Annotated in this window: 16 protein-coding genes; 10 read left to right on the plus strand and 6 right to left on the minus strand. The window is 38.8% G+C overall.

What is annotated here, in order from left to right:
• Positions 1-25: 25 nt before the first annotated feature.
• Positions 26-835 (plus strand): glycoside hydrolase family 16 protein, encoded by an 810-nt coding sequence (locus BBI00_RS04115; RefSeq protein ID WP_065397578.1) that lies wholly within the window; start codon positions 26-28, stop codon positions 833-835.
• Between the two features lie 36 nt (positions 836-871).
• On the plus strand, positions 872-2,311 hold the full coding sequence (locus tag BBI00_RS04120; protein WP_065397579.1) for a glycoside hydrolase family 30 protein: 1,440 nt from the start codon (positions 872-874) through the stop codon (positions 2,309-2,311).
• Positions 2,312-2,573: 262 nt separating this feature from the next.
• Here BBI00_RS04120 and BBI00_RS04125 read toward each other — a convergent pair whose 3' ends face one another.
• A complete protein-coding gene (locus tag BBI00_RS04125; protein WP_034697597.1) occupies positions 2,574-3,383 on the minus strand; it encodes an enoyl-ACP reductase FabI in 810 nt (269 codons plus the stop codon).
• Positions 3,384-3,503: 120 nt separating this feature from the next.
• A complete protein-coding gene (locus BBI00_RS04130) occupies positions 3,504-3,803 on the minus strand; it encodes a hypothetical protein (RefSeq protein WP_083988420.1) in 300 nt (99 codons plus the stop codon).
• A 138-nt stretch (positions 3,804-3,941) separates the two neighbouring features.
• Here BBI00_RS04130 and BBI00_RS04135 point away from each other — a divergent pair, with 138 nt between their 5' ends.
• From BBI00_RS04135 to BBI00_RS04145, 3 genes are all read left to right on the plus strand, one after another.
• Positions 3,942-4,499 (plus strand): DNA-3-methyladenine glycosylase I, encoded by a 558-nt coding sequence (locus BBI00_RS04135; RefSeq protein ID WP_065397580.1) that lies wholly within the window; start codon positions 3,942-3,944, stop codon positions 4,497-4,499.
• 252 nt (positions 4,500-4,751) lie between these two features.
• The gene (locus BBI00_RS04140) at positions 4,752-6,029 is read left to right on the plus strand and encodes a hypothetical protein (protein WP_083988421.1); all 1,278 of its coding nucleotides are present in this window, start codon (positions 4,752-4,754) and stop codon (positions 6,027-6,029) included.
• Positions 6,030-6,161: 132 nt separating this feature from the next.
• A complete protein-coding gene (locus tag BBI00_RS04145) occupies positions 6,162-6,938 on the plus strand; it encodes a Rossmann-fold NAD(P)-binding domain-containing protein (RefSeq protein ID WP_065397582.1) in 777 nt (258 codons plus the stop codon).
• Positions 6,939-7,055: 117 nt separating this feature from the next.
• Here the strand turns inward: BBI00_RS04145 and BBI00_RS04150 are convergent, their stop codons facing one another.
• Genes BBI00_RS04150 through BBI00_RS04160 form a run of 3 tightly spaced genes read right to left on the minus strand, consistent with a single transcriptional unit; the run spans position 7,056 to position 8,954 of the window.
• Complete coding sequence (locus BBI00_RS04150; RefSeq protein WP_065397583.1) at positions 7,056-7,574, minus strand: hypothetical protein; 519 nt, start codon at positions 7,572-7,574, stop codon at positions 7,056-7,058.
• Positions 7,575-7,586: 12 nt separating this feature from the next.
• The gene (locus BBI00_RS04155) at positions 7,587-8,441 is read right to left on the minus strand and encodes a nucleoside phosphorylase (protein WP_065397584.1); all 855 of its coding nucleotides are present in this window, start codon (positions 8,439-8,441) and stop codon (positions 7,587-7,589) included.
• A 21-nt stretch (positions 8,442-8,462) separates the two neighbouring features.
• Complete coding sequence (locus tag BBI00_RS04160) at positions 8,463-8,954, minus strand: hypothetical protein (protein WP_065399610.1); 492 nt, start codon at positions 8,952-8,954, stop codon at positions 8,463-8,465.
• A gap of 229 nt (positions 8,955-9,183) precedes the next feature.
• On the opposite strand from BBI00_RS04160, the gene BBI00_RS04165 reads away from it, so the two are divergent.
• The 4 genes from BBI00_RS04165 to BBI00_RS04180 all read left to right on the plus strand — a co-directional run bounded on the left by BBI00_RS04165 (position 9,184) and on the right by BBI00_RS04180 (position 18,930).
• Positions 9,184-11,013, plus strand: a complete 1,830-nt coding sequence (locus tag BBI00_RS04165; RefSeq protein WP_065397585.1) for a cytochrome-c peroxidase — start codon at positions 9,184-9,186, stop codon at positions 11,011-11,013.
• A gap of 372 nt (positions 11,014-11,385) precedes the next feature.
• The gene (locus BBI00_RS04170; protein WP_065397586.1) at positions 11,386-15,447 is read left to right on the plus strand and encodes a LamG-like jellyroll fold domain-containing protein; all 4,062 of its coding nucleotides are present in this window, start codon (positions 11,386-11,388) and stop codon (positions 15,445-15,447) included.
• Positions 15,448-15,721: 274 nt separating this feature from the next.
• Positions 15,722-17,872: an alkaline phosphatase PhoX gene (locus BBI00_RS04175; RefSeq protein ID WP_065397587.1), complete on the plus strand. Its 2,151-nt coding sequence runs from the start codon at positions 15,722-15,724 to the stop codon at positions 17,870-17,872.
• A gap of 158 nt (positions 17,873-18,030) precedes the next feature.
• A complete protein-coding gene (locus BBI00_RS04180) occupies positions 18,031-18,930 on the plus strand; it encodes a leucine-rich repeat domain-containing protein (protein WP_065397588.1) in 900 nt (299 codons plus the stop codon).
• 2 nt (positions 18,931-18,932) lie between these two features.
• Here BBI00_RS04180 and BBI00_RS04185 read toward each other — a convergent pair whose 3' ends face one another.
• Complete coding sequence (locus BBI00_RS04185; RefSeq protein WP_047099033.1) at positions 18,933-19,256, minus strand: translation initiation factor; 324 nt, start codon at positions 19,254-19,256, stop codon at positions 18,933-18,935.
• A gap of 272 nt (positions 19,257-19,528) precedes the next feature.
• On the opposite strand from BBI00_RS04185, the gene BBI00_RS04190 reads away from it, so the two are divergent.
• Entirely contained in the window at positions 19,529-20,458 is a 930-nt protein-coding gene (locus BBI00_RS04190; protein ID WP_065397589.1) for a DUF2268 domain-containing putative Zn-dependent protease, read from the plus strand.
• The last annotated feature ends 80 nt before the right edge of the window (positions 20,459-20,538 follow it).

Here is a 20,538-nt window from a genome sequence, read left to right on the forward strand (position 1 = left end):
AAAGACTTTAGTCAAAACTATAGAGATGAACCTCAAAATTAAGAATATGATCAGAATAGGTGCAGCAGCTGCTTTCTTCCTTTGTGTTTTGAACTGTGCCTCACACCAATCTGCCTCTCACAGAACCCTGATCTGGAGTGATGAATTTAACGGAAAAGGCCTTCCGGATCCGTCAAAATGGAATTACGATGTAGGCGGAGGTGGCTTTGGAAATGAGGAAGCCCAGTTTTATACCAAAAACAGGCCTGAAAATGCCAGAATGGAAAAAGGAAATCTCGTAATTGAAGCCAAAAAAGAGAATTGGGAAAAGAATAAATATACTTCAGCAAGGCTTCTGACCAAAGGAAAGTTCTCTTTTCAATATGGAACCGTTGAGGTAAGGGCGAAACTTCCCAAAGGTAGGGGAACCTGGCCTGCCATATGGATGATGAGTGAAAACATGAAGAAGTGGCCGGATGACGGAGAACTGGATATTATGGAACATGTTGGTTTTAACCAGGGCTATATTCATGCTTCGGTTCATACCAAAAAATATAACCACATCCAGGGAACACAGAAAACAGACACTTTATTTGTAAAAGATGCCAGTGAAAAATTTCATGTCTATAAAGCAGACTGGACCCCTGAAAAAATAGAGGTCTACATTGATGATAAGAAATTTTTCACGTACGAAAATAAAGAGAAGAGCTATGAGTCCTGGCCCTTTGATCAGCCCTGTTTTATCATTTTAAATCTGGCAGTCGGCGGTTTTTGGGGTGGAAAAGAGGGCATAGATGATTCTGTTTTTCCACAGAAGTATTATATAGACTATGTTAGGGTCTATCAAAATAAATAATGAATAGGGGACGCAATTGTCCAAAATAAAAAAATCATGAGAAAACTAATTGTAAGTTGTTTTGTAGTGGGTGTTGTAGTGAATGTCAACGCTCAGAATTATTGGAAAAAGCATGAAGGCAAAACAGCTAAAGTAATCCTGACCCATGCTAAGGCGGAAGAAAGGATGGTTGACAAAGGGTCGGTTACGTTTGAACAATTCGGACAGCCGAAAGAAACGGAAGCCTGTATTTTTATAGCACCTGATTTTAAATATCAGAAACTGATAGGGATAGGTGGAGCTATTACAGACGCTTCAGCAGAGACTTTTTACAAAATGCCGAAGAACAGGCAAAAAGAGATTCTGGATGCGTATTTTGGTAAAAACGGATTGGGATATACGGTGGTTCGTACCAATATGAATTCCTGTGATTTCTCCAGTGATTCCTATACTTATGTGGAAGATAATGATACGGCTCTGAAGACTTTCAATGTTGCTCATGATGAGAAATATAAGATCCCGATGATCAGAGAAGCCCAGAAAGCGATCGGAAAGAATTTCACCTTTTATTTTTCCCCGTGGAGCCCGCCGGCATGGATGAAGTCCAATAAAAGCTTATACAAAGGAGGGAGGCTCGAAAATCAGTATTACCAGACCTGGGCAGATTATTATATTAAATTCATAAGGGAATACGAAAAAAGGGGAATCAATGTCTGGGGATTAACAGTTCAGAATGAGCCTATGGCTACGCAATCCTGGGAATCCTGTATCTATACGGCTAAAGAAGAAGGAGATTTCCTGAAAAACAATCTGGGACCCACTCTCTGGAAAAACGGATACAAAGATAAGAAAGTCATGATCTGGGATCATAACAGAGATCTTATCTATCAAAGAGCAACGACCACCCTGGCTGATCCTGAAACATCAAAGTACGCTCACGGAATCGGATACCACTGGTACGAAACCTGGAATAACAAAACCCAGCTTTTTGACAATCTGGCAGAAACACACAGAGCTTTTCCGGATAAATTCCTGGCATTTACAGAAGGCTGCAAAGAACAGTTCAAAATGGATAAAATCTACGATGTAAGCCTGGGTGAATTATACGGTAAAAACATGCTGAACGATTTCAATAAAGGAAATGCTTTATGGACAGACTGGAATATTCTGCTGGATGAAACCGGAGGCCCTAACCATAAAGGAAACTTCTGCTTTGCTCCGATTATCGCTGATACCAAAACAGGAGAAGTATACTACACCTATGAATATTATTATATAGGCCATGTATCAAAGTACATCAAGCCCAATGCCCAGAGAATCGGAAGTTCCTCCAACAGAGCTGCTCTGACCTCTTCAGCATTTATGAATGAAAACGGACAGCTGGTAACAGTGATCATGAATGATTCAGACAACGATATTGAAACCAATCTCTGGATCGAAGGAATGGCTGCCAGACTGAATGCTCCTGCGCATTCAATACAGACGGTGATCCTGTAATTTCATATTAATATATTTTTTGACAGTATCGGCGGCCTCGAAGAGGCCGCCGATACAATTTATACGGTAAGGATATTGTTTTAATGCATTGTTTATTATGATAGATCAGAGTATTGGAAAAACAATAAAATCAGAATGATTCTTAATTGCTTTCTTTAAACCCTCAGGCCAATTCTGCAAAATAAAAACCCATGAAACTGATCATGGGTTTTCTATGTATTGTAAACGAAACTTTGCAGTCCGTTGTTTTTATATGAATGATTTATTCAGCGTCATATTTACTGATCACTTTCTGGGTAACCCCTGAGCTGCTGAAACCTCCGTCGTGGAAAAGATTCTGCATGGTTACTTTCTTCGTCAGATCAGAGAATAAGGTTACACAGTAGTCTGCGCATTCAAGAGCGGTAGCATTTCCAAGAGGAGACATATCTTCAGCATATCCAAGGAATCCTCCGAAGCCTTTTACACCGCTACCGGCAGTAGTCATGGTAGGAGACTGGGAAACTGTATTTACACGTACTTTTCTTTCACCCCAATAGTTTCCGAAAGTTCTTGCAATACTTTCCAGATAAGCTTTGTTATCAGACATATCATTATAATCCGGGAATGTTCTCTGAGCAGCAATATAAGTAAGTGCCAGGATACTTCCCCATTCGTTCATACAGTCTTTTTCCCAGGCTACACGCATTACTTTATGGAAAGAAACAGCTGAAATATCCCAGCCTTTTTCCAACCAGTCGTAGTTCATTTCTGTATAGTGTTTTCCTTTTCTTACATTGATAGACATTCCGATAGAGTGAAGGATAAAGTCGATTTTTCCAAATTTTGCAACAGCGGCATCAAAAAGTTTTTCAAGATCTTCTATAGAAGTAGCATCAGCACCTATCACTTCAGAACCTGTTTTTTCTGCTAAACCATTAAGTTCTCCCATTCTCAAAGCAATAGGAGCATTCGATAAGATAAATTCAGCACCTTCCTCATGGCATCTTTCAGCAACTTTCCATGCGATAGATTGTTCATTAAGGGCTCCAAAAATAATTCCCTTTTTGCCTTTAAGTAAACCGTATGACATAATTTTTTAATGTTTATTATAATACAAATGTAGCAATAATTGTGGTTATGACATAATAAAAAATGGAGCCTTATCAATTTAAGACTCCATTTTCTTGAAAATATTTATATGACTGAAATTTTAATTGGTTTTCTTGTTCCATTCTGCTTTTACATCTTCCGCTGCATCCTTAGTTTTTTCCCAAGCCTCATCTGCCTTATCTTTGATGTCTTCCCAGGCATCCGATACATTAGCTTTTACCCTGTCGAACCAGTCTTCCTGGTTAGCTTCCTCATCGTTATTACGTTTTTCTTTAATATAATCCTTGGCCTTGTCTGCCAGTTCATTGATTTTCCATTTGGCGTTATCCGCTGCATTCTGTAAAGAATTTTCTACATTATTTACTGCGTTTTCCGCTTTGTTGTAATCTGAATTATTCATAATAGTATAAATTTGGTTTGGTAAACGTAATTAAACAATAACCATTCCTAAAATCAGTTGATTCTGTTAAACTTTTCATAATCTTTTGTTATACTTTTCTAAATCAGTATTAACTTTAACCTGTAAAAATTGATAATTATGGAAAAAATACGTTGCGGATGGTGCGAAAAAGATGATCTGTACAGGAAATACCATGATGAAGAGTGGGGAAGACCTGTATATGATGATGAGACAATATTTGAATTTCTGATCCTGGAAAGTTTTCAGGCCGGACTGAGCTGGTATACGATTCTTTCTAAAAGAGAAAACTTCAGAAAAGCTTTTGATAATTTTGATTACCGGAAAATGGCTGCTTATTCTGATCAGAAAACAGAAGAGCTGATGAATAATCCGGGTATCATCCGGAACAGACTTAAAATACTGGCTGCCATTACCAATGCTCAAAGATTCATGGATGTTCAGACGGAATTTGGAAGCTTTTCCCGGTACATATGGGGATTTGTAGACGGAAAGCCTCTTGACCGCGCGCCAGAATCTCTGGCTGATGTTCCGGCAACTACAGAAATTTCTGATGCTATTTCTAAAGATTTGAAGAAGAGAGGATTTAAGTTTATGGGATCTACTGTTGTTTATGCCCATATGCAGGCTACCGGTATGGTGAATGATCATATTGAAAGTTGTTTTACAAGAATATGAGGAATTTAAATATTAATCATATTTAAGTGATTTTTTTAGTAATAATTGAATCTGTTATTAATCACTTTAACCCGGATTTTTCTTAATAGTCATGAATGCTGTGTTTTATAACATGTTGTTATTTAAACAATTTTCAATAATTGGTGAGTAAATACGCGATTACTCACTCTTGTGTGTTTTTAATTATTGAATTGTTAATAATATTATTGATTTATTAAAAAATATGTATATTTGCATCCTCAAAAAACATAGATGATGCAAAAAAAATATAAATTCTGGTTAAGCCTTCTTTCACTGCTGCTTAGTTTTGTAGTGCATGCTCAGGTGGGGATCGGATTACCGAATCCGGACCGTTCAGCGATGCTGCATATCAGCGCAATAGATAAAGGAGTCCTGTTACCCAGTATTGCTCTGACCTCAGCTACAGATAATATTACCGTACCTGCTCCGGCAGACGGGCTGATCGTATGGAATAACGGCAACGGTGGTTTTGCAGAAGCAGGATTTTATTACTGGTATCATTCAAAATGGAATAAACTTTTATCCGGTACTGCTGAAACCAGCAAAGGTGATGGAGAAAGCTGGAATCTTACCGCGACAAATGTTGGAAATTATGGTGGGGCGAATACCAATCTTTCATTAGGAACCAAAACACGGGATGACCTCATCTTTAAGGTGAATTCTTTAAAAGCCGGGAGATTAGGCGTTGATAATTCTGTGAGTTTAGGACTCGGAGCAGATGCAGGGCAGAACGGAATTGCCATTGGAAGTTCAAGTTCAGCATTTCAAGGCATATCAATTGGTAGTGCAGCAGCAGTCTCAGCTAATGATGCATTGGCAATAGGAAATAAATCTACAGCCGGAGGATTCAGATCAACAGCCATAGGATATAATGCACAAACAGGCAATAATGAATCTACTGCCATCGGGAACCATGCTTCGGCAACAGGTTTTCAGTCGATGGCGCTGGGATATAATGCGAAAACCAATACAAATAATGAGACAGCTTTAGGGTATAATGCAGTTACCAATAGTGAAAACTCAACTGCAATAGGTTCGGGAGCCAATGCTTCAGGGCAATATTCAACAGCGATAGGATATGGAGCAACAACCTCACAGGCCAATACCATTGTGCTGGGGAATAATAATGTAAATGTAGGTATTGGTACGGGGGCTCCGAATATGTCTGCAAAACTGGATGTGAACGGGCAATATAAACTGGGAGAAAAGGGTACTGTACAGAAAAACCAGATTACTTTCGAAGTATGGCCCGGAGTTTCCATCAATAATATGCCGCCGGGAAAATCTACAACTGTTGAGATTGCAGTTCCGGCAGCCATGCAACCCGGGTCTGTAAGAGCTGTAGTAACAGTTTCTCCTGCAGGGGATTTTGCTGGAAATACTTCCTTTTCAATCTCAAATCCAAGGCTGGTTTCAACGTCCAGGATTGCGATTAATCTTACCAATATATCGGGAAATGCAGACAGCTTATATTCAGGACATTTTTATGTGATGATCAATGAGTTTTAATAGAGATAATAAGTTTTATTATAGTTGATATGGTGTTAGGGCTTCCTTTGGGAAGTCCTTTTATCTTTCCGTACAGCGTTTTATCCTGTTTATTTTTGAAATAGATATCGGTAATATCATTATTTTTGGGATATGAAGAAAATAGGAATCATCGGCTACGGCTGGCTGGGGGAAAGAATTGCCAATGCCATGTCCGGTAAATATGAATTGTATGCCACGACCACCACACCGGATAAAGCAAACGAACTGAATGGCAGAGGGATGAATGCAGCCACAGTTTCTTTTCCGGATTTTCAGTTGGAAAAACCTTTGCCTCAATGGAACATCGTAGAGAATCTTGATGTTTTAATCATTACCATTCCGCTTTCAGAAAAAAGCTGCTGTGTAAGTTCTTTATATAACAGGATACGGAATTTATCATCATTTATCGGAGATTTTAAAGGACAGGTATTTCTGATGAGCTCCACCGGAGTCTACCCGGATCTTCCGAAAGAACTGACAGAGGAAGACATGCCCGTTGAAAAAGTTTCAGGAGAAAGGATGATAAGAAATACATATCCACAGGCCAATATTCTGAGATTAGCCGGTTTGATGGGAGATAACAGACTGCTTAAAAATTATAATATAGCTGTTTTGGATGCTCCTGTCAATCATATTCATTATTCTGATATCTGCTCGGTGATCATAAAAATGATTGAAAATGGATCGGAAGGAAAGCTCTACAATATCAGCGCACCTCTTCACCCCTCCAAAGATGCTGTGGTTCATGCCCAGAAAAATCTGCCATTTGCCGGGGAAAAAGAACCGGAAGGCAGAAAGATTAATTCTGCAAAAATGATGACTGAACTGGATTTTGTTTTTCAGTATCCTGATCCAAGGAAGTTTCATGAAGTTCATATGAAACATTAAAAGACATCACTGACTGAAAGGGAAAAATTTGCTGAATCAGCAAAATCTGCAGAAAAAATAACAAAAAAGCCTCTGGAAAAATCCAAAGGCTTTGTATTGATTAAAACCGAATGCTTTTTATTGTAGGGTTTGAAAATATTCTTTTTCTGCAAAACTATATGCATGAAACTTATTCATTCCGATCCAGTTGAAGTTCAGTCCGAGCTTCTCACGGTATTTTTCAATATTGGAATAATTCTTCTTTAAAGAGTCTTCGTCAAAAATAATAGAATCCTTTACGATTTTATCATCAAATACTCCCAGAAAATAATCATCCATAGGCATATCTCCAAAATCAGATGTGTGCTCAATGAGAAAGTTTTTGATATGATGTTCCTCAATGAGTTTTATAATATCCAAAACGGTATGTTTCTCATCTTCTCCCCATAAGAGCAGATCGTCCGGTTGGTATTTCCTGAAATGATCAAGAAGATCCTGAACATGATCATATTTCCGGGCTTCCTCAATAAACCAGGATATAGAAGATCCGGGAATATCAAAAGGTACAAACAGGACATTCCTGATCTTAAAATGAACAATGTTTTTATCTAATTCAATAGACTGATCGGTGATAAAACAACTGATGTCCTGGCCCATTTCTGTACTGATTTATTTAATGATTCTGTCAAGCACCCAGGTAATCAGGTTCTTTTCAGAAGCGTGATGATCTGCAGAGAATTCTCCACGTCTTCTGTTGGCAATAACGTTATTCACTGTAATTGCTTTATGTCCTAATAATTTTGAAAGCGCATAGATCGCAGAGGTTTCCATTTCGAAATTGGTAATTCCAAGGTCATTCAATGTTTCAAGGAATTGATCATCTACTGCTTTTAAACGAAGCTGTCTTCCCTGCGGAGCATAGAATCCCGGGAATGTTGCCGTATTTCCGTGGTATTTGGCATCTTTATAATATTCTCCCATTTCTTCTGCCCAGTCTGAGAAATACAGCATAGGCTTGATTCTTTCGTAAGGGAATCTTTCCAGGAAGCTTTTAGAAAACTCATTTTCAAAGTTATAATCCTGGTAGAAATGCATTAGCCCGTCCAATCCTACAACATTCTGGGTAACCAGCATATTGTCTACCTGTACATCAGGATTTACACTGCCGCATGTTCCCATACGGAATAGCTCAAGGGCTTTGTGCTCAGTTTTGAACTCTTTGTTCTTCAGGTCGATGTTCACCAAAGCATCCAGCTCATTCATCACGATATCGATGTTCTCAGTTCCGATACCGGTTGACATTACTGTAATTCTTTCTCCACGAAGGGTTCCTGTATGCGTATAAAATTCTCTTTTATTTTTTTTGATTTCTACGGTATCAAAGTATTTTGAAACTTTTGCCACTCTGTCAGGATCACCTACAAGGATGATTTTGTCAGCAATATCTTCAGGTAAAAGATTCAGGTGGTATACACTTCCGTCTTCATTCAGAACAAGTTCTGAGGCAGCAAGTTTGTTTAGCATAATATGTATATTTTTGTTTTTTTAATTAATCATAATGGCTTCTTTATAAGGAGATGCCATCACCTCGTAGATGTCATTGTATTCTTCTACAATTCTTTTCTGGCCGTTCATTACTTCATATACGGTAACTACGGTTTTTTCGATGTTTTTAGGGTCTTTTCTCTGTGAAGTGACTTCGTAGAAATGATTGTCTTTTTTCAATATGGAAATCAGTTCTTCTTTGGTGGAATTGTTGGAAGCCATCATGCCGGGAAACTCCATCACAATGTCTTTCAGATCCGTATAGGTCTTATAAGGTTTCGTAACCCCGTTGGAATAGACATAAACATTAGGAATGGCTTTATCTTTCTCAAGGCGTACCAGGTAATAATCATTTCCTTTTTTCTCAGCATATACCGCCATTTCCTCTTTCTTTTCGGATTGCTGTACCTGCTGCTGCGGTTTTTTCTTTTGGGAAAATGCCGTCATAGAAAGGAAGCTGGCAGCAAAGGCAATCAATAGCTTTGTTTTCATAATACTATTTAGTTTTTGATGTGTTGAATTTAATTTTAAAAAAACCTCTCCCAATATCTCCTCACCATCATTGTACCGGTATTTTGGAACAACCGGCTTTTCAGAATAATGAATTTTGATTTCGGGGTTTAAAATTAGTGAAAAATATGATACCGGAAATATAAACATTATTTAATCTGCTCTTAAAACTGGGATAATATCAGATGAATACTTTTGCGGCTAAAAATTCATGAGATCGTATCCACTGCTTGTTGTCATCCTTCTGATAGGATTTGCAGTAATGTCTTTCAACCCGGTTGATAAAGGAAAAGAAAGTGAAAATACATTTGTTAACCAGGGACTTTCTGACTTTAAGACTCAGCTTGAGCAGCTGAAATCAGATGTCCGGAAGTTCTCAGAAGACCGGATTACCCTTGAAGAATTGCGGAAATCGTTAAGCCGCACGAGAAACTCTTTCAAAGAAATTGAATTTTACATTGCCTATCATTACCCGGAATTTACCAAAACCCACCTGAATGCAGCGCCGTTATTCCATATAGAAGCAGCGGGAACCTCAGCCTATACATTGCCTCCGGAAGGCTTACAGGTACTTGATGAACTGATTTTTTCAGAAGAAGCCAGAGATGAAAAAGAAAAAATAAAGACCATCACCGATTTTTTATACAACAGCTATTCAAAATTCTACCTGAGCTCAGTGAAGAACGGTCTGAGTAAAGGAAACAACAGGACATTACCTTTGCGCATTGAGCTTATCAGAATCTATTCGTTAGGGGTAACCGGGTTCGATACGCCGGGATCTTTAAATATTTCTGAAGAAACAAGGCACGCACTTTCGGGAATGCAGAAATACATCAGTGATGATCCTTATTTCAGGAATTATGATACCCGGAAGGCTGATCATACTTTAACGGAAGCGATAAGCTACCTTTCAGAAAATACTGATTTTGAAACTTTCGACAGGATAGAATTTTATAAGAAATACATACAGCCATTATACGAAGAGCTGGGGAAATGGGACGGAAGACCGGACGATCTCAAAGAATTTTCCGGCTGGAATGTAGGCAATAAAAATTTTTTCAGCAGTGATTTCTTAGATCCTTATTTTTATACTTTACTGAAATCTTCAGAAGACAATTCCGAACTCCGTAATCTGGGGAAGTCCATTTTCTATGATCAGAATTTAAGCGGAAACGGAAAAATGAGCTGTGCAACCTGTCATCTTCAGGAAAATGCATTTACAGACCTTAAGGCAAAGTCACAAAGCAATGTGGAAGGGAAAACAGTACTGAGAAACTCGCCATCCTTATACAATGCAGTTTTTGCCAAAAGATTCTTCTATGACCTGCGGGCTTTCTATCTTGAGCAGCAGGCAGAGCACGTGATCTATAATGAAGAGGAGTTCAATACAAGCTATGAAAGCATCATCAGGAAACTTACAGCAAAACCTGAGTACAGGAAGGCATTCCGCAATGCATTCAAAGACGGGAATATCAGTAAAGAGAACTTTTCAAAAGCTTTAAGCTCGTATGTTGCCTCTTTATATTCTTTTGACAGTGACTTTGACCGTTTTATGAGAAATGAAAAGAATGTTTCTGATGATGTGAAAAAAGGTTTCAACCTGTTTATGGGAAAAGCCAATTGTGCAACCTGCCATTTTGCGCCTCATTTTTCAGGATTGGTACCTCCGTTTTTCAATGAAAATGAGTCTGAAGTACTTGGAGTGACCACCAGGCCGGTAAAACAGTTGCCTGTGGAGCTGGATCATGACCTGGGACGTGGAAACAGCCCGGTGAAAAAAGAAAAATCCTGGATTTACGATTACTCATTCAAAACTGTGACGGTCAGAAATATTGCCCTTACAAAACCTTATTTTCATAACGGAGCTTTCAATACCCTGGAAGAGGTCCTGGATTTTTATAATGAAGGTGGAGGAGAAGGATTAGGATTAAATATGAAAAACCAAACGCTGGCACCGGATAAATTGAACCTCACCGAAACAGAAATAAAGCAGATCATCGCCTTTCTGAATGCCCTTACAGATACAAGCAAGGCGAAATAGGCGGGCCGGTTTAGCGGTATGAGATTCGGAGTGGGAGTTGCGAGATATGGTTTTGCTTTAAACCATCAACCCATTGGGCAAATACAGGTATTCAGGGCAAAAGCCATAGTATTTATTCATTTTCCTTACCACGATCAAGAATTTTTTTCTTTAATTGTTCTGTTTTACATAAAATGTTTTCAGGCTTTTCGGTACATTAAATCTATTGAAGTTTGTGTAGGTGTATGATAAACACTGAATTACCATAATCATGTAATTTTTAAATTAACCAAAAGTGTAAAATATTAGTAAAATTTTCACATATTGTTTAAGTATTGTTGGTAATGTTTAAATTTACTTCATTGATAATGGTTTAATAATTAAATAATAATAATGAAAACAACACGACTTCTTTTACCTGCTTTGCTGATCTCAGCAATTTATCATGCTCAAACTCTTCCGGCAGCAAGAAACGAAACTGAGGAGGATGAAGACATCGAATACGAATTAAGACACAAGTCCCAACCCTGGTTTTCTGAAATGAAGGACAATGCCGATTACTTCAAAGTAAAAGCCAGTTTCGACAAGTATTTTGGTAATCACAGGTGGGAAAAAAGCAAGCCGAGAAGCATTGGCGAAGACTGGTTAAGAACAAAATTGTTTTATCTGGATAATCAGGGGAAAGTTACCTCTGAACCTTTATTGTTTAATCAACCTAAAGTAAAAAATATTGCCTTATCATCCACACAGACACAAGTTGGTGACTGGACAATAATAGGACCGGTAAATAGTGCGAGTACAAATTATTCCAGTAAATATAATCATGGAGGGTATGTGTTTTTAACCAGGATAGATCCTACCAATGCTCAAAAGATGTTTGTATCCTTCGTAACCGGAGGGCTGTGGCGTACCATAGATGGAGGAACGTCCTGGACTCTGGTAGACAACGGTTTTCCTGATTCTAAGTATAATGACATTGACGTATGTATTGCTAATCCGCAAACAGTGTATGCATTAAGCAATACCCAGCTCATTAAATCTACAGATGGAGGGCTTAACTGGACTGCAACCACAATGACTTCCGCGAACTATTCCGGAAAAGCTTATGATATTGCAGTTTCTCCTTCAAATGCTGATATTGTTGTTGTTCACTGGGGAACCTCATTGTACAGAACGAGTGATGGCGGAAATACCTGGAGTGCCGTTCAAACCGGTCTTCCTGCAGATTATCAGATTGGGGACTCTTCAACGCAGAGTGAATCTTTGGAATGGGATCCGAATGATGAGAATTCTGTTTATTTTGCCAGCTCATCAAACAATAATATTTTTAAAGTTTATAAATCAACCAATCAGGGAGTAAGTTTTACCCAATTAAATTCTACAACCCTGGATACTACTGCCAATGGGCAGGTTATTGGCTGGGTTAAAGTTTTTTTACCAACAAATAATACTTCTTCGTTCTATGTAGCAGCAGGCAGCGGTGCTAATGCTTATGGGCATCAGGCGGCTCATCTTTATAAATTTAATAAAGCTACTGGAGCAGTTGAAAATTCAAGAATCAATATGGTTCCTGGTTCCGGAGGAATTAACAGTCTGCATCATGGCGACATACAAATGGACCGTAATGATGAAAATAAGATTGTATATGGAACTTATGGAGTGGATCAAATCAGGATTTCCACAGATAATGGAGCTACCTTTACTACTCCTGCGTCATACACCCATTCTGATATCAGATCCATGGATTTTGTGAACGGAAAATTTGTGACAGGAACTGATGGGGAAATGGCAGCATCCGGCAATTTGGGAGTCACAATGACTACTTTAACAAACAGTATCGGTAATCATGAGCTTTGGGGTTTCGGAAGTGCTTTCAAAAGCAATCTGGTGGCATCGGGAAATAATCACGGCCCGGTAATGATTAAAGAAAGTGCCAATGGTTTTGATTGGTATAACGGAACAGGGGCAGATCAGGGGAATACAGACGTTAATCCGTTGGATGACCGGTATATTTACAGCCAGGGATATAGTAATTACCGGTATTTCAGGACCGGCGTGAATACACTGATTAATGAACCTAATTTCCTGGATTTAGGAGGAATTTATGCTTATTTTAATTCCATAGAATTCCATCCCAATAAATATTATACCATGATTACCCATCACGCAGGTCAATATCCTACAGGCAATCCGAATTTGGCAACATGGAAAAACTCTCTTATTAAAACTGAAGACAACGGAAATAGTATATCTATTGTAAAAACCTTTGGCAATCAGGTATTCAGAGAAAAGATCTCTGCTAAAAATCCCAATGTAATGATTGTTGTTGAAGGTTTAACCAATAATAAACTTTGGAAGACGACAGATGCCGGGGTTACATGGACTGATATTACCCCTAATACCACGGTAACTTCCGGACAAACCAATATATCGGATATTGCTATAGGAGATGAGGATCCTGACAAAATATGGATAACTTACAGCGGCGTCCAGTCTGTATGCAAAGTATTAAAGTCAGGTGACGGAGGAGCAACCTGGACTAATCTTAGTTCTTCTGTACTTACAACTTCTCCGATTACGAAAATTATTTTCCAGAGAGGATCAAACGGTGGCGTGTATGTGGGTAATAAAGCAGGAATATTTTACAGAAATAATGTGATGCAGAATTGGGTAATGCTGGGTAATGGTTTGCCCATGTGTGATGTCCGTTTTATGTTTATCAATTACAACGAAAATAAATTAAAAATCGGAACATCCAGAGGCGCATTTGAGCACGATTTATATGAGATAAGTCCTCCCAGTGCTTTAATATCAGTTGGAAATAATAAAATTGGCTGTCCGGTTGCAGAAAAAGTCCAGTTTAAAGATTATTCCGTTGTACGTAATGCAAGTGCTACATGGCAATGGAGTTTTCCGGGAGGAACACCTTCTACTTCCACATTAGAAAATCCATTGGTTTCTTATGCGGGAGCCGCAAACGGAACCTATCCCGTAACTTTAACGGTAACAGATCAGTACGGGACAAGTACGCAGACACTCAATAATTTTATTGAAATCAATAATCAGTGTGGGACAAGCCAACCGGACACATTTCCTGGAAACAGCATAAAACTTACTGGTCAAACCACAGGCGATTATATTAAAATAGATAATGCGAACCTTAATAAAAATTCGTTTACATTCTCTTGCTGGATAAAACCAAACGGTATCCAGACCGATTACAGTGGCATTTTTATGTCCCAGGATGGCAGCAATCCATTTGGAATGAATTTCAGAGGAGGCAACAATACTATCGGCTTCCATCCGGGCTGGAGCTGGTCTTCCGGTTTACAGGCTCCGGTAGGGCAATGGTCGCACATCGCATTGGTAAGCAACGGAACGAATGTAAAAATATATGTTAACGGAAAAGAAAGTGTAAATAATACAGCATTACCGTCTGAAGTTTTCAACCTCTTGTTTTTAGGAAGCTATGGAAGAGGGTATACGAACAGATTTACCCAATTGGAAATGGATGAAGTGGCAATCTGGAACAGACCATTATCTATTGATGAAATCAGACAATGGAGACATTTGACAAAAAGTATTGCCGGAGATCCTATTTTAAATGGATTGGTGTATTATCTTCAGTTCAATGAATCGGCCGGGAATATTACGGTTAATAAAAACAACTCGGGAACTTTTGCATCCTATCAGGGAACAGGCTATACAAGATTAACTTCAAATGCTCCTGTTTTTGAAGGAGTAAGTGAAAAAATGAATGTTACGTCTTCTGGTGTAAAAGATTTTACAACTGCCGGAGTTGCTATGGAGTTTAATTCAGGCACTTATCCGAATGGAGATGTATGGATATCAAGAGGTACGATTAATCCGGATCAATTACCCAATACGGATACTAATTTCGGGTTTTATACGATTATAAACAATTATGGGACAAATCTTACATTCTCACCGCTTGCATCCTTATCATTTTATAAAAATGCAGGATTGGGCAATTATCCGAATGCATCTTCTTACAGTCTTTTCAAAAGAGGAAGTAATGATTTTGGAAGTACCTGGGGGGCAAGTATCGATAATGCAGATCAGGTTTCCGGTACAGGTCTTAATACAAAAGTAACCTTTAACACAAATTTAAATGTTAATTCTTTCAGCCAGTTTTTCCTTACCAATTCTTCTTCTTCTTCTGTATTATCCAGAGTTAATTCCGAAGTTATGAAAAATCAGTTGCCAAGAATTGTTCCCAACCCTTCTGCTCAGGGTACTCCAATTTTGGTCCGCGTACCAAAAGCCTGGGTAGGCTCACAATTGATTATTTATGATATGTCCGGTAAAAAAGTAGCAGAAATATTCAGTTTAAGATCTGAAGAAAACATTATGCTGAACCTTCCTAAGGGAGCATATATCGCATCCTATATATCTAAAACCGATACATCTCAGGAAAAATTCATGATTAAATAAATTTTAAAAATAATATTTGGTTTATAAGGTATGTCAGTTGGCATACCTTATTTTTTGAGTGGTCCGTTTCTGAAATTTCATGAAGCCCATAAAGATTTCAGGCACTTGTATCCGAAAGGAAGCTCGGGACCTTATGTTTTTGTAACAAAAAATTAACCCTCTTAACATTAGGTTTTTGATAAGTTAATATTGGATGATTTAGATTTAAAATCCTATTAACAGAGGACGGTTCCGAAAAAAATAGTTTTGCAGGGTCTAATAAATCAAATAAAAAATGAAGAAAAAACTACTAACAGTTGGGGCCCTGGCTTTATTGGCGAGTACGGGAATCCATGCACAGACTTTCCTGTTCAATCAGGGGACAGCCTGGAGCTACAAAGACAACAACCAGGCTCAGCCAACCGGCTGGAATGCTAAAACCTATGATGTTTCATCCTGGGCAGTGGGAAATGCACCACTGGGATATGGTGATCCGGTAACAACTACGATCAATTCAGGACTTACAACAGCATATTTTGCAAAGGACTTCACGGTAGACCTTTCTGCACTTTCCGATAATATGGAGCTTGGAGTGATGAGAGATGACGGGATTGTGGTATATCTGAACGGTGAGGAAGTAGTAAGAGACAACATGCCTGCAGGAGTGATCACTTTCAATACTTTTTCCAGCACAATCATTGATGGAGCGGCAGAAAATGTATACAATATTTTCTCTATTCCAAAATCAAAATTTGTAAACGGTGTCAACAGGATTTCTGTTGAATTGCATAACAGAAGTGCAACCAGTTCAGATCTCAGAATTGATGCCTATCTTAAAACAACATCCAATACTACAACGCCTGTAGCCTGTAACGGAACCCATATCAGCTGCTTTACTTCTATTGTGCCTACCGCACAGACAGACAAGTTGATCATTCCGGCAGAACACAAATACCAGCTTATTTTAAAAGAAGGTGACAGCTACACAGAAGGCGGAGGTTTGGTAGGAGGGCAGAATGACTTTACGGGATATGTTGCCAAAGCAGGAAGCAGTACCAATGGGTATCTTTCCGTAAACCATGAAACCAACCCTGGTGGAGTTACCATGGCAGAGATCAACTATAACGGTTTAACCAAGCTTTGGGAACTAACGAAATCAAGAGCAGTAAGCTTCTCAGATCCGAGTCTTGTACAGACGATCAGAAACTGTTCAGGAGGTGTTACCCCTTGGGGAACTATCGTGACTGCTGAAGAATCTGTTACTTCAAACGATGTAAATGCTGACGGATACAAAGATTACGGCTGGCTGGTTGAAATAGATCCTGCAACGGCTCAGGTGATCTCTAAAAACCCTAACGGAACCAAAGGTAAGCTTTGGCAGATGGGAATCATGAACCACGAAAATGTAGTGATCAACAATGCAGGAACTGTAGCTTACTACGGAGAAGACGGTGGAACACACATGGTGTATAAATATGTAATGGATACTCCGAATGACCTTTCTTCAGGAAACCTTTATGTATTAAAACTGGATCAGGGATTAACGGCAGGAGATCCTACAGTTTCAACTGCAACGTGGATTCAGGTTCCGAATAAGGAGAAAGCAGATCAGAACAATACGGCGCAACTGGCATTGTCATTAGGAGGAACAAGGTTCAATGGGGTGGAAGATGTGGATATCAGCCCACTGGATGGTAAAATCTATTTCACAGCAAAAGGATTGGATAAAGTATACCGTTTAAAGGATGACGGAGCAACGGCATCGCAGGTAGAAACATTTGTAGGAGGAGCGAACTCTGTATATTCTTTCAATACTGCGCAGGGAATGAAGTCTGAAGCATGGGGGGATGGAAATGATAACCTGACTTTTGATGAGCTTGGTAACCTTTGGGTGCTTCAGGATGGTGGTAAAAACTATATCTGGGTAATTGCCCCGGACCATACACAGGCTAACCCGAAAGTGAAACTGTTTGCTTCTATGCCGGCTGGTGCAGAACCTACAGGACTTACATTTACCCCGGATCATAAATTTGGCTTCTTCTCAATCCAGCACCCGGATTCAACAATCTCTACGGATGTGGACGCTACAGGAAATACCATCAACTATAAAGGGAAATCGGCAACCATTGTGATTGCACTTAAAAATAACTTGGGAATCGAAGGTTCTTTGGGAACAATTGAAAACAAAGCTGCTGAAAATACAGTAACAGTAGCACCGAATCCTACTTCAGGAATGGTGAAAATCAATTCAGCCAAAGGATTGAAAGATATTACAGTAACAGCTTACAGTTTAGACGGAAAAATCGTTTATACGAAAAAGTTCAACGGTACCAATACCTCTTTGAATCTGGACTTTACCCAGCAGCTGGAAGGTTCACGTGTTTTGGTTTTGAATATTGAAGCAGAAGGAGGTTTCCAGAAAACGGTAAAACTTTTAAAGAAGTAAATCATCAGTAATCAGGGATTTCCGGCAGCAAAGCTGCCGGAAATCCCTTCTGTTTATTAAACCGCCTGCGTCATTAAATCAAATGATATAGCAATCTCAGACACAGCGTAAGATGATGCGGTTGCACAGCGCGTTTAAAAAACTACAAACATTTTCATATGAAAAAGCTTTTTTTATTCATCTCCATCCTGGTGCTTTCTCAGGCAAAAGCCCAGATCGATCCGGTAAAATATCCCACTTTTACCAATATTGAAGATGCTTTGAACAGTAAAAAAGCTGTTTACAGCGTAAGCTTCAGAGAGAAAGGAATGTTCAACCTTCCTCCACAGATCGTAAAGCTGGATTCATTGTTTTTCCTGAATATTATGGCCAATAAGCTTGAAAAAATGGATCAGGAACTGTTTGCATTAAAAGAGCTGGAAATACTGAACGTCAACGAAAACAGCATTAAATATATTCCTGATGAAATAGGACAGCTTAAAAAACTGACCACTTTCTCCATGAATCTGAACAGCCTCACCAACATTAATCCTAATCTGGCAAAGCTGCAGAATTTAAAGGTTGTTCATTTTGATGCCAATAACCTTAATGTCTTTCCCGAGGCATTGATGAACATTCCTGCGCTGGAAGAAATTAATCTCCAGGGAAATCAGATCAGCTTTATTGCAGATGGACTTGATAAAATCAAAAATTTAAAATTCCTGAACCTTTCCGATAACCAGATCAATGATCTCGGAAACTTATCTTTTCCCAAAAACTTAAAATATCTCGAACTCCAGCAGAATGCGATGGCAAAACTTCCGGAAAATCTGTTCAAGGCTAAAAATCTTGAGTTTCTGAATGTAAGCGGAAACAATATCACGGAAATATCCCCCGCAATAAAAGGATTGAAAAATGTAGTCAGCATCAATCTGGCCAACAACAATCTGAAAGATATTCCTGTAGAAATCAGTCAGCTGAAAAATCTGAAAACTCTGATTCTTACAGGAAATCCTATAGAAAAAAATAAAATTGAAAATTTAAAGACCTTACTGCCGGACACCCGGATCTATTTCTAGATCTACCCGCCAACCCGTTTGGTCTTGTATCCCATCTCTTTAAGGATATTCATTATTTTATCACGGTTGTCTCCTTGAATGATGATCGTTCCATCCTTCTCAGAACCGCCTATGCCTAAGGTGGTTTTTATTTTCTTTGAGATTTTTTTCAGGTCTTCTTCACTGCCTTCCCAGCCTTCAACAATTGTTACAGGCTTACCGTTTCTCCCTTTTTTCTCAAATTTGCATACCAAAGGCTCTTTCTGCTTGAATGCTTCTTCAGGCATCTCAAAATCCTGCTCTTCATGATCAGGAAAAAGGTTCTTCAGTTGATCTCGTAAATCCATAAAGCAAAATTAAAAAGATTTGCCGATTAATAAATATATTTTATAAAATAATGTACTGGCTTTTTCCGGAGATATTGGGTCTGATAACCTTCTGAAGTCATTTGAAATAGAGATATCCGCAGTACACACTGAATGACCACAGAATGGATGGTGTTGTATTTCAGTTACTTCCTTATTCCGGCTTACAGTTTACTTTTTTCATATAAGATAAACCTCAGATGGTGTTTAAGTTTTTTATATTTTTGGCTGATATTTAAACTTTAAAAGCTAATATGAAAACCAATTATTTCCTTGCAGTCCTGCTGTTAACTTTTGGAATCTCCAAAGCCCAGACAGGTTTTTCCAACGATCCGTTGAATGCCGTATTTGAAACCAGGGATACCGACCGCTTCTGGAAAGCATTTGACAAGATGGAAACCTCTAAAGAAAACCCGTTTGCAGACTACGTAAAAGACGGTTCTCCGGGAGTAAAAGGCTTTACGAAATTCAGAATCATCAATGCCGATTCATTATATTCAAAAGTAAAAAAGAGAAGGGAAGACTATTTGAAAAGCCGCAATGTGCTGGCCGGGATAAAGCAAAAGGAAAAAAAGACACGAGCGATCTACAGTGCCCTGAAATACTGGTATCCGGAGGCAAAATTTCCACCGGTATATTTTGTTTACGGAAGATTCAATTCAGGCGGAACAACCTCTGACGATGGCATTATCATCGGAACTGAAATGCTCAAAAATCTTGACGGCGTTACCGGACTTATTGCCCATGAGCTGATCCATTTCGAACAGAACGCAGAAGGAAAGAATACCTTACTGAAGCAATGTTTGGTAGAAGGCGGAGCAGATTTTATAGGAGAGTTTATCTCCGGAGAACATATCAATCCCGTGCCGTTCCAATATGGGGAATCGCATTCTGACCGGTTGTTTAAAGAATTTGTATCCATTCTGAAACAGGAAGAGCAGAAAGACTGGCTGTACGGCGTGAGCAAAAAAGATGACCGCCCCAATGACCTGGGATACTGGATAGGTTACAGAATAACCGAAGCTTATTTCAATAAACAGGCAGACAAGCAAAAGGCAATTCATGATATCCTGAATATTAAAAATCCATTGCTGTTTCTGAAAGAAAGCGGCTTTCTGGATAGCTATATCAAAGAATATACAAAGAAAAACAATATGAAATTCGACGACTTTTTTAAAGAATAACCAATAGAAGATAAAATTCCAGTCTGCGTCATCATTAAAATCTGCTAAGGGAAAAACAATAGAGCTTGCAGATCCTTTTG

It is taken from the genome of Chryseobacterium arthrosphaerae, assembly GCF_001684965.1.
Lineage (GTDB): Bacteria > Bacteroidota > Bacteroidia > Flavobacteriales > Weeksellaceae > Chryseobacterium > Chryseobacterium arthrosphaerae.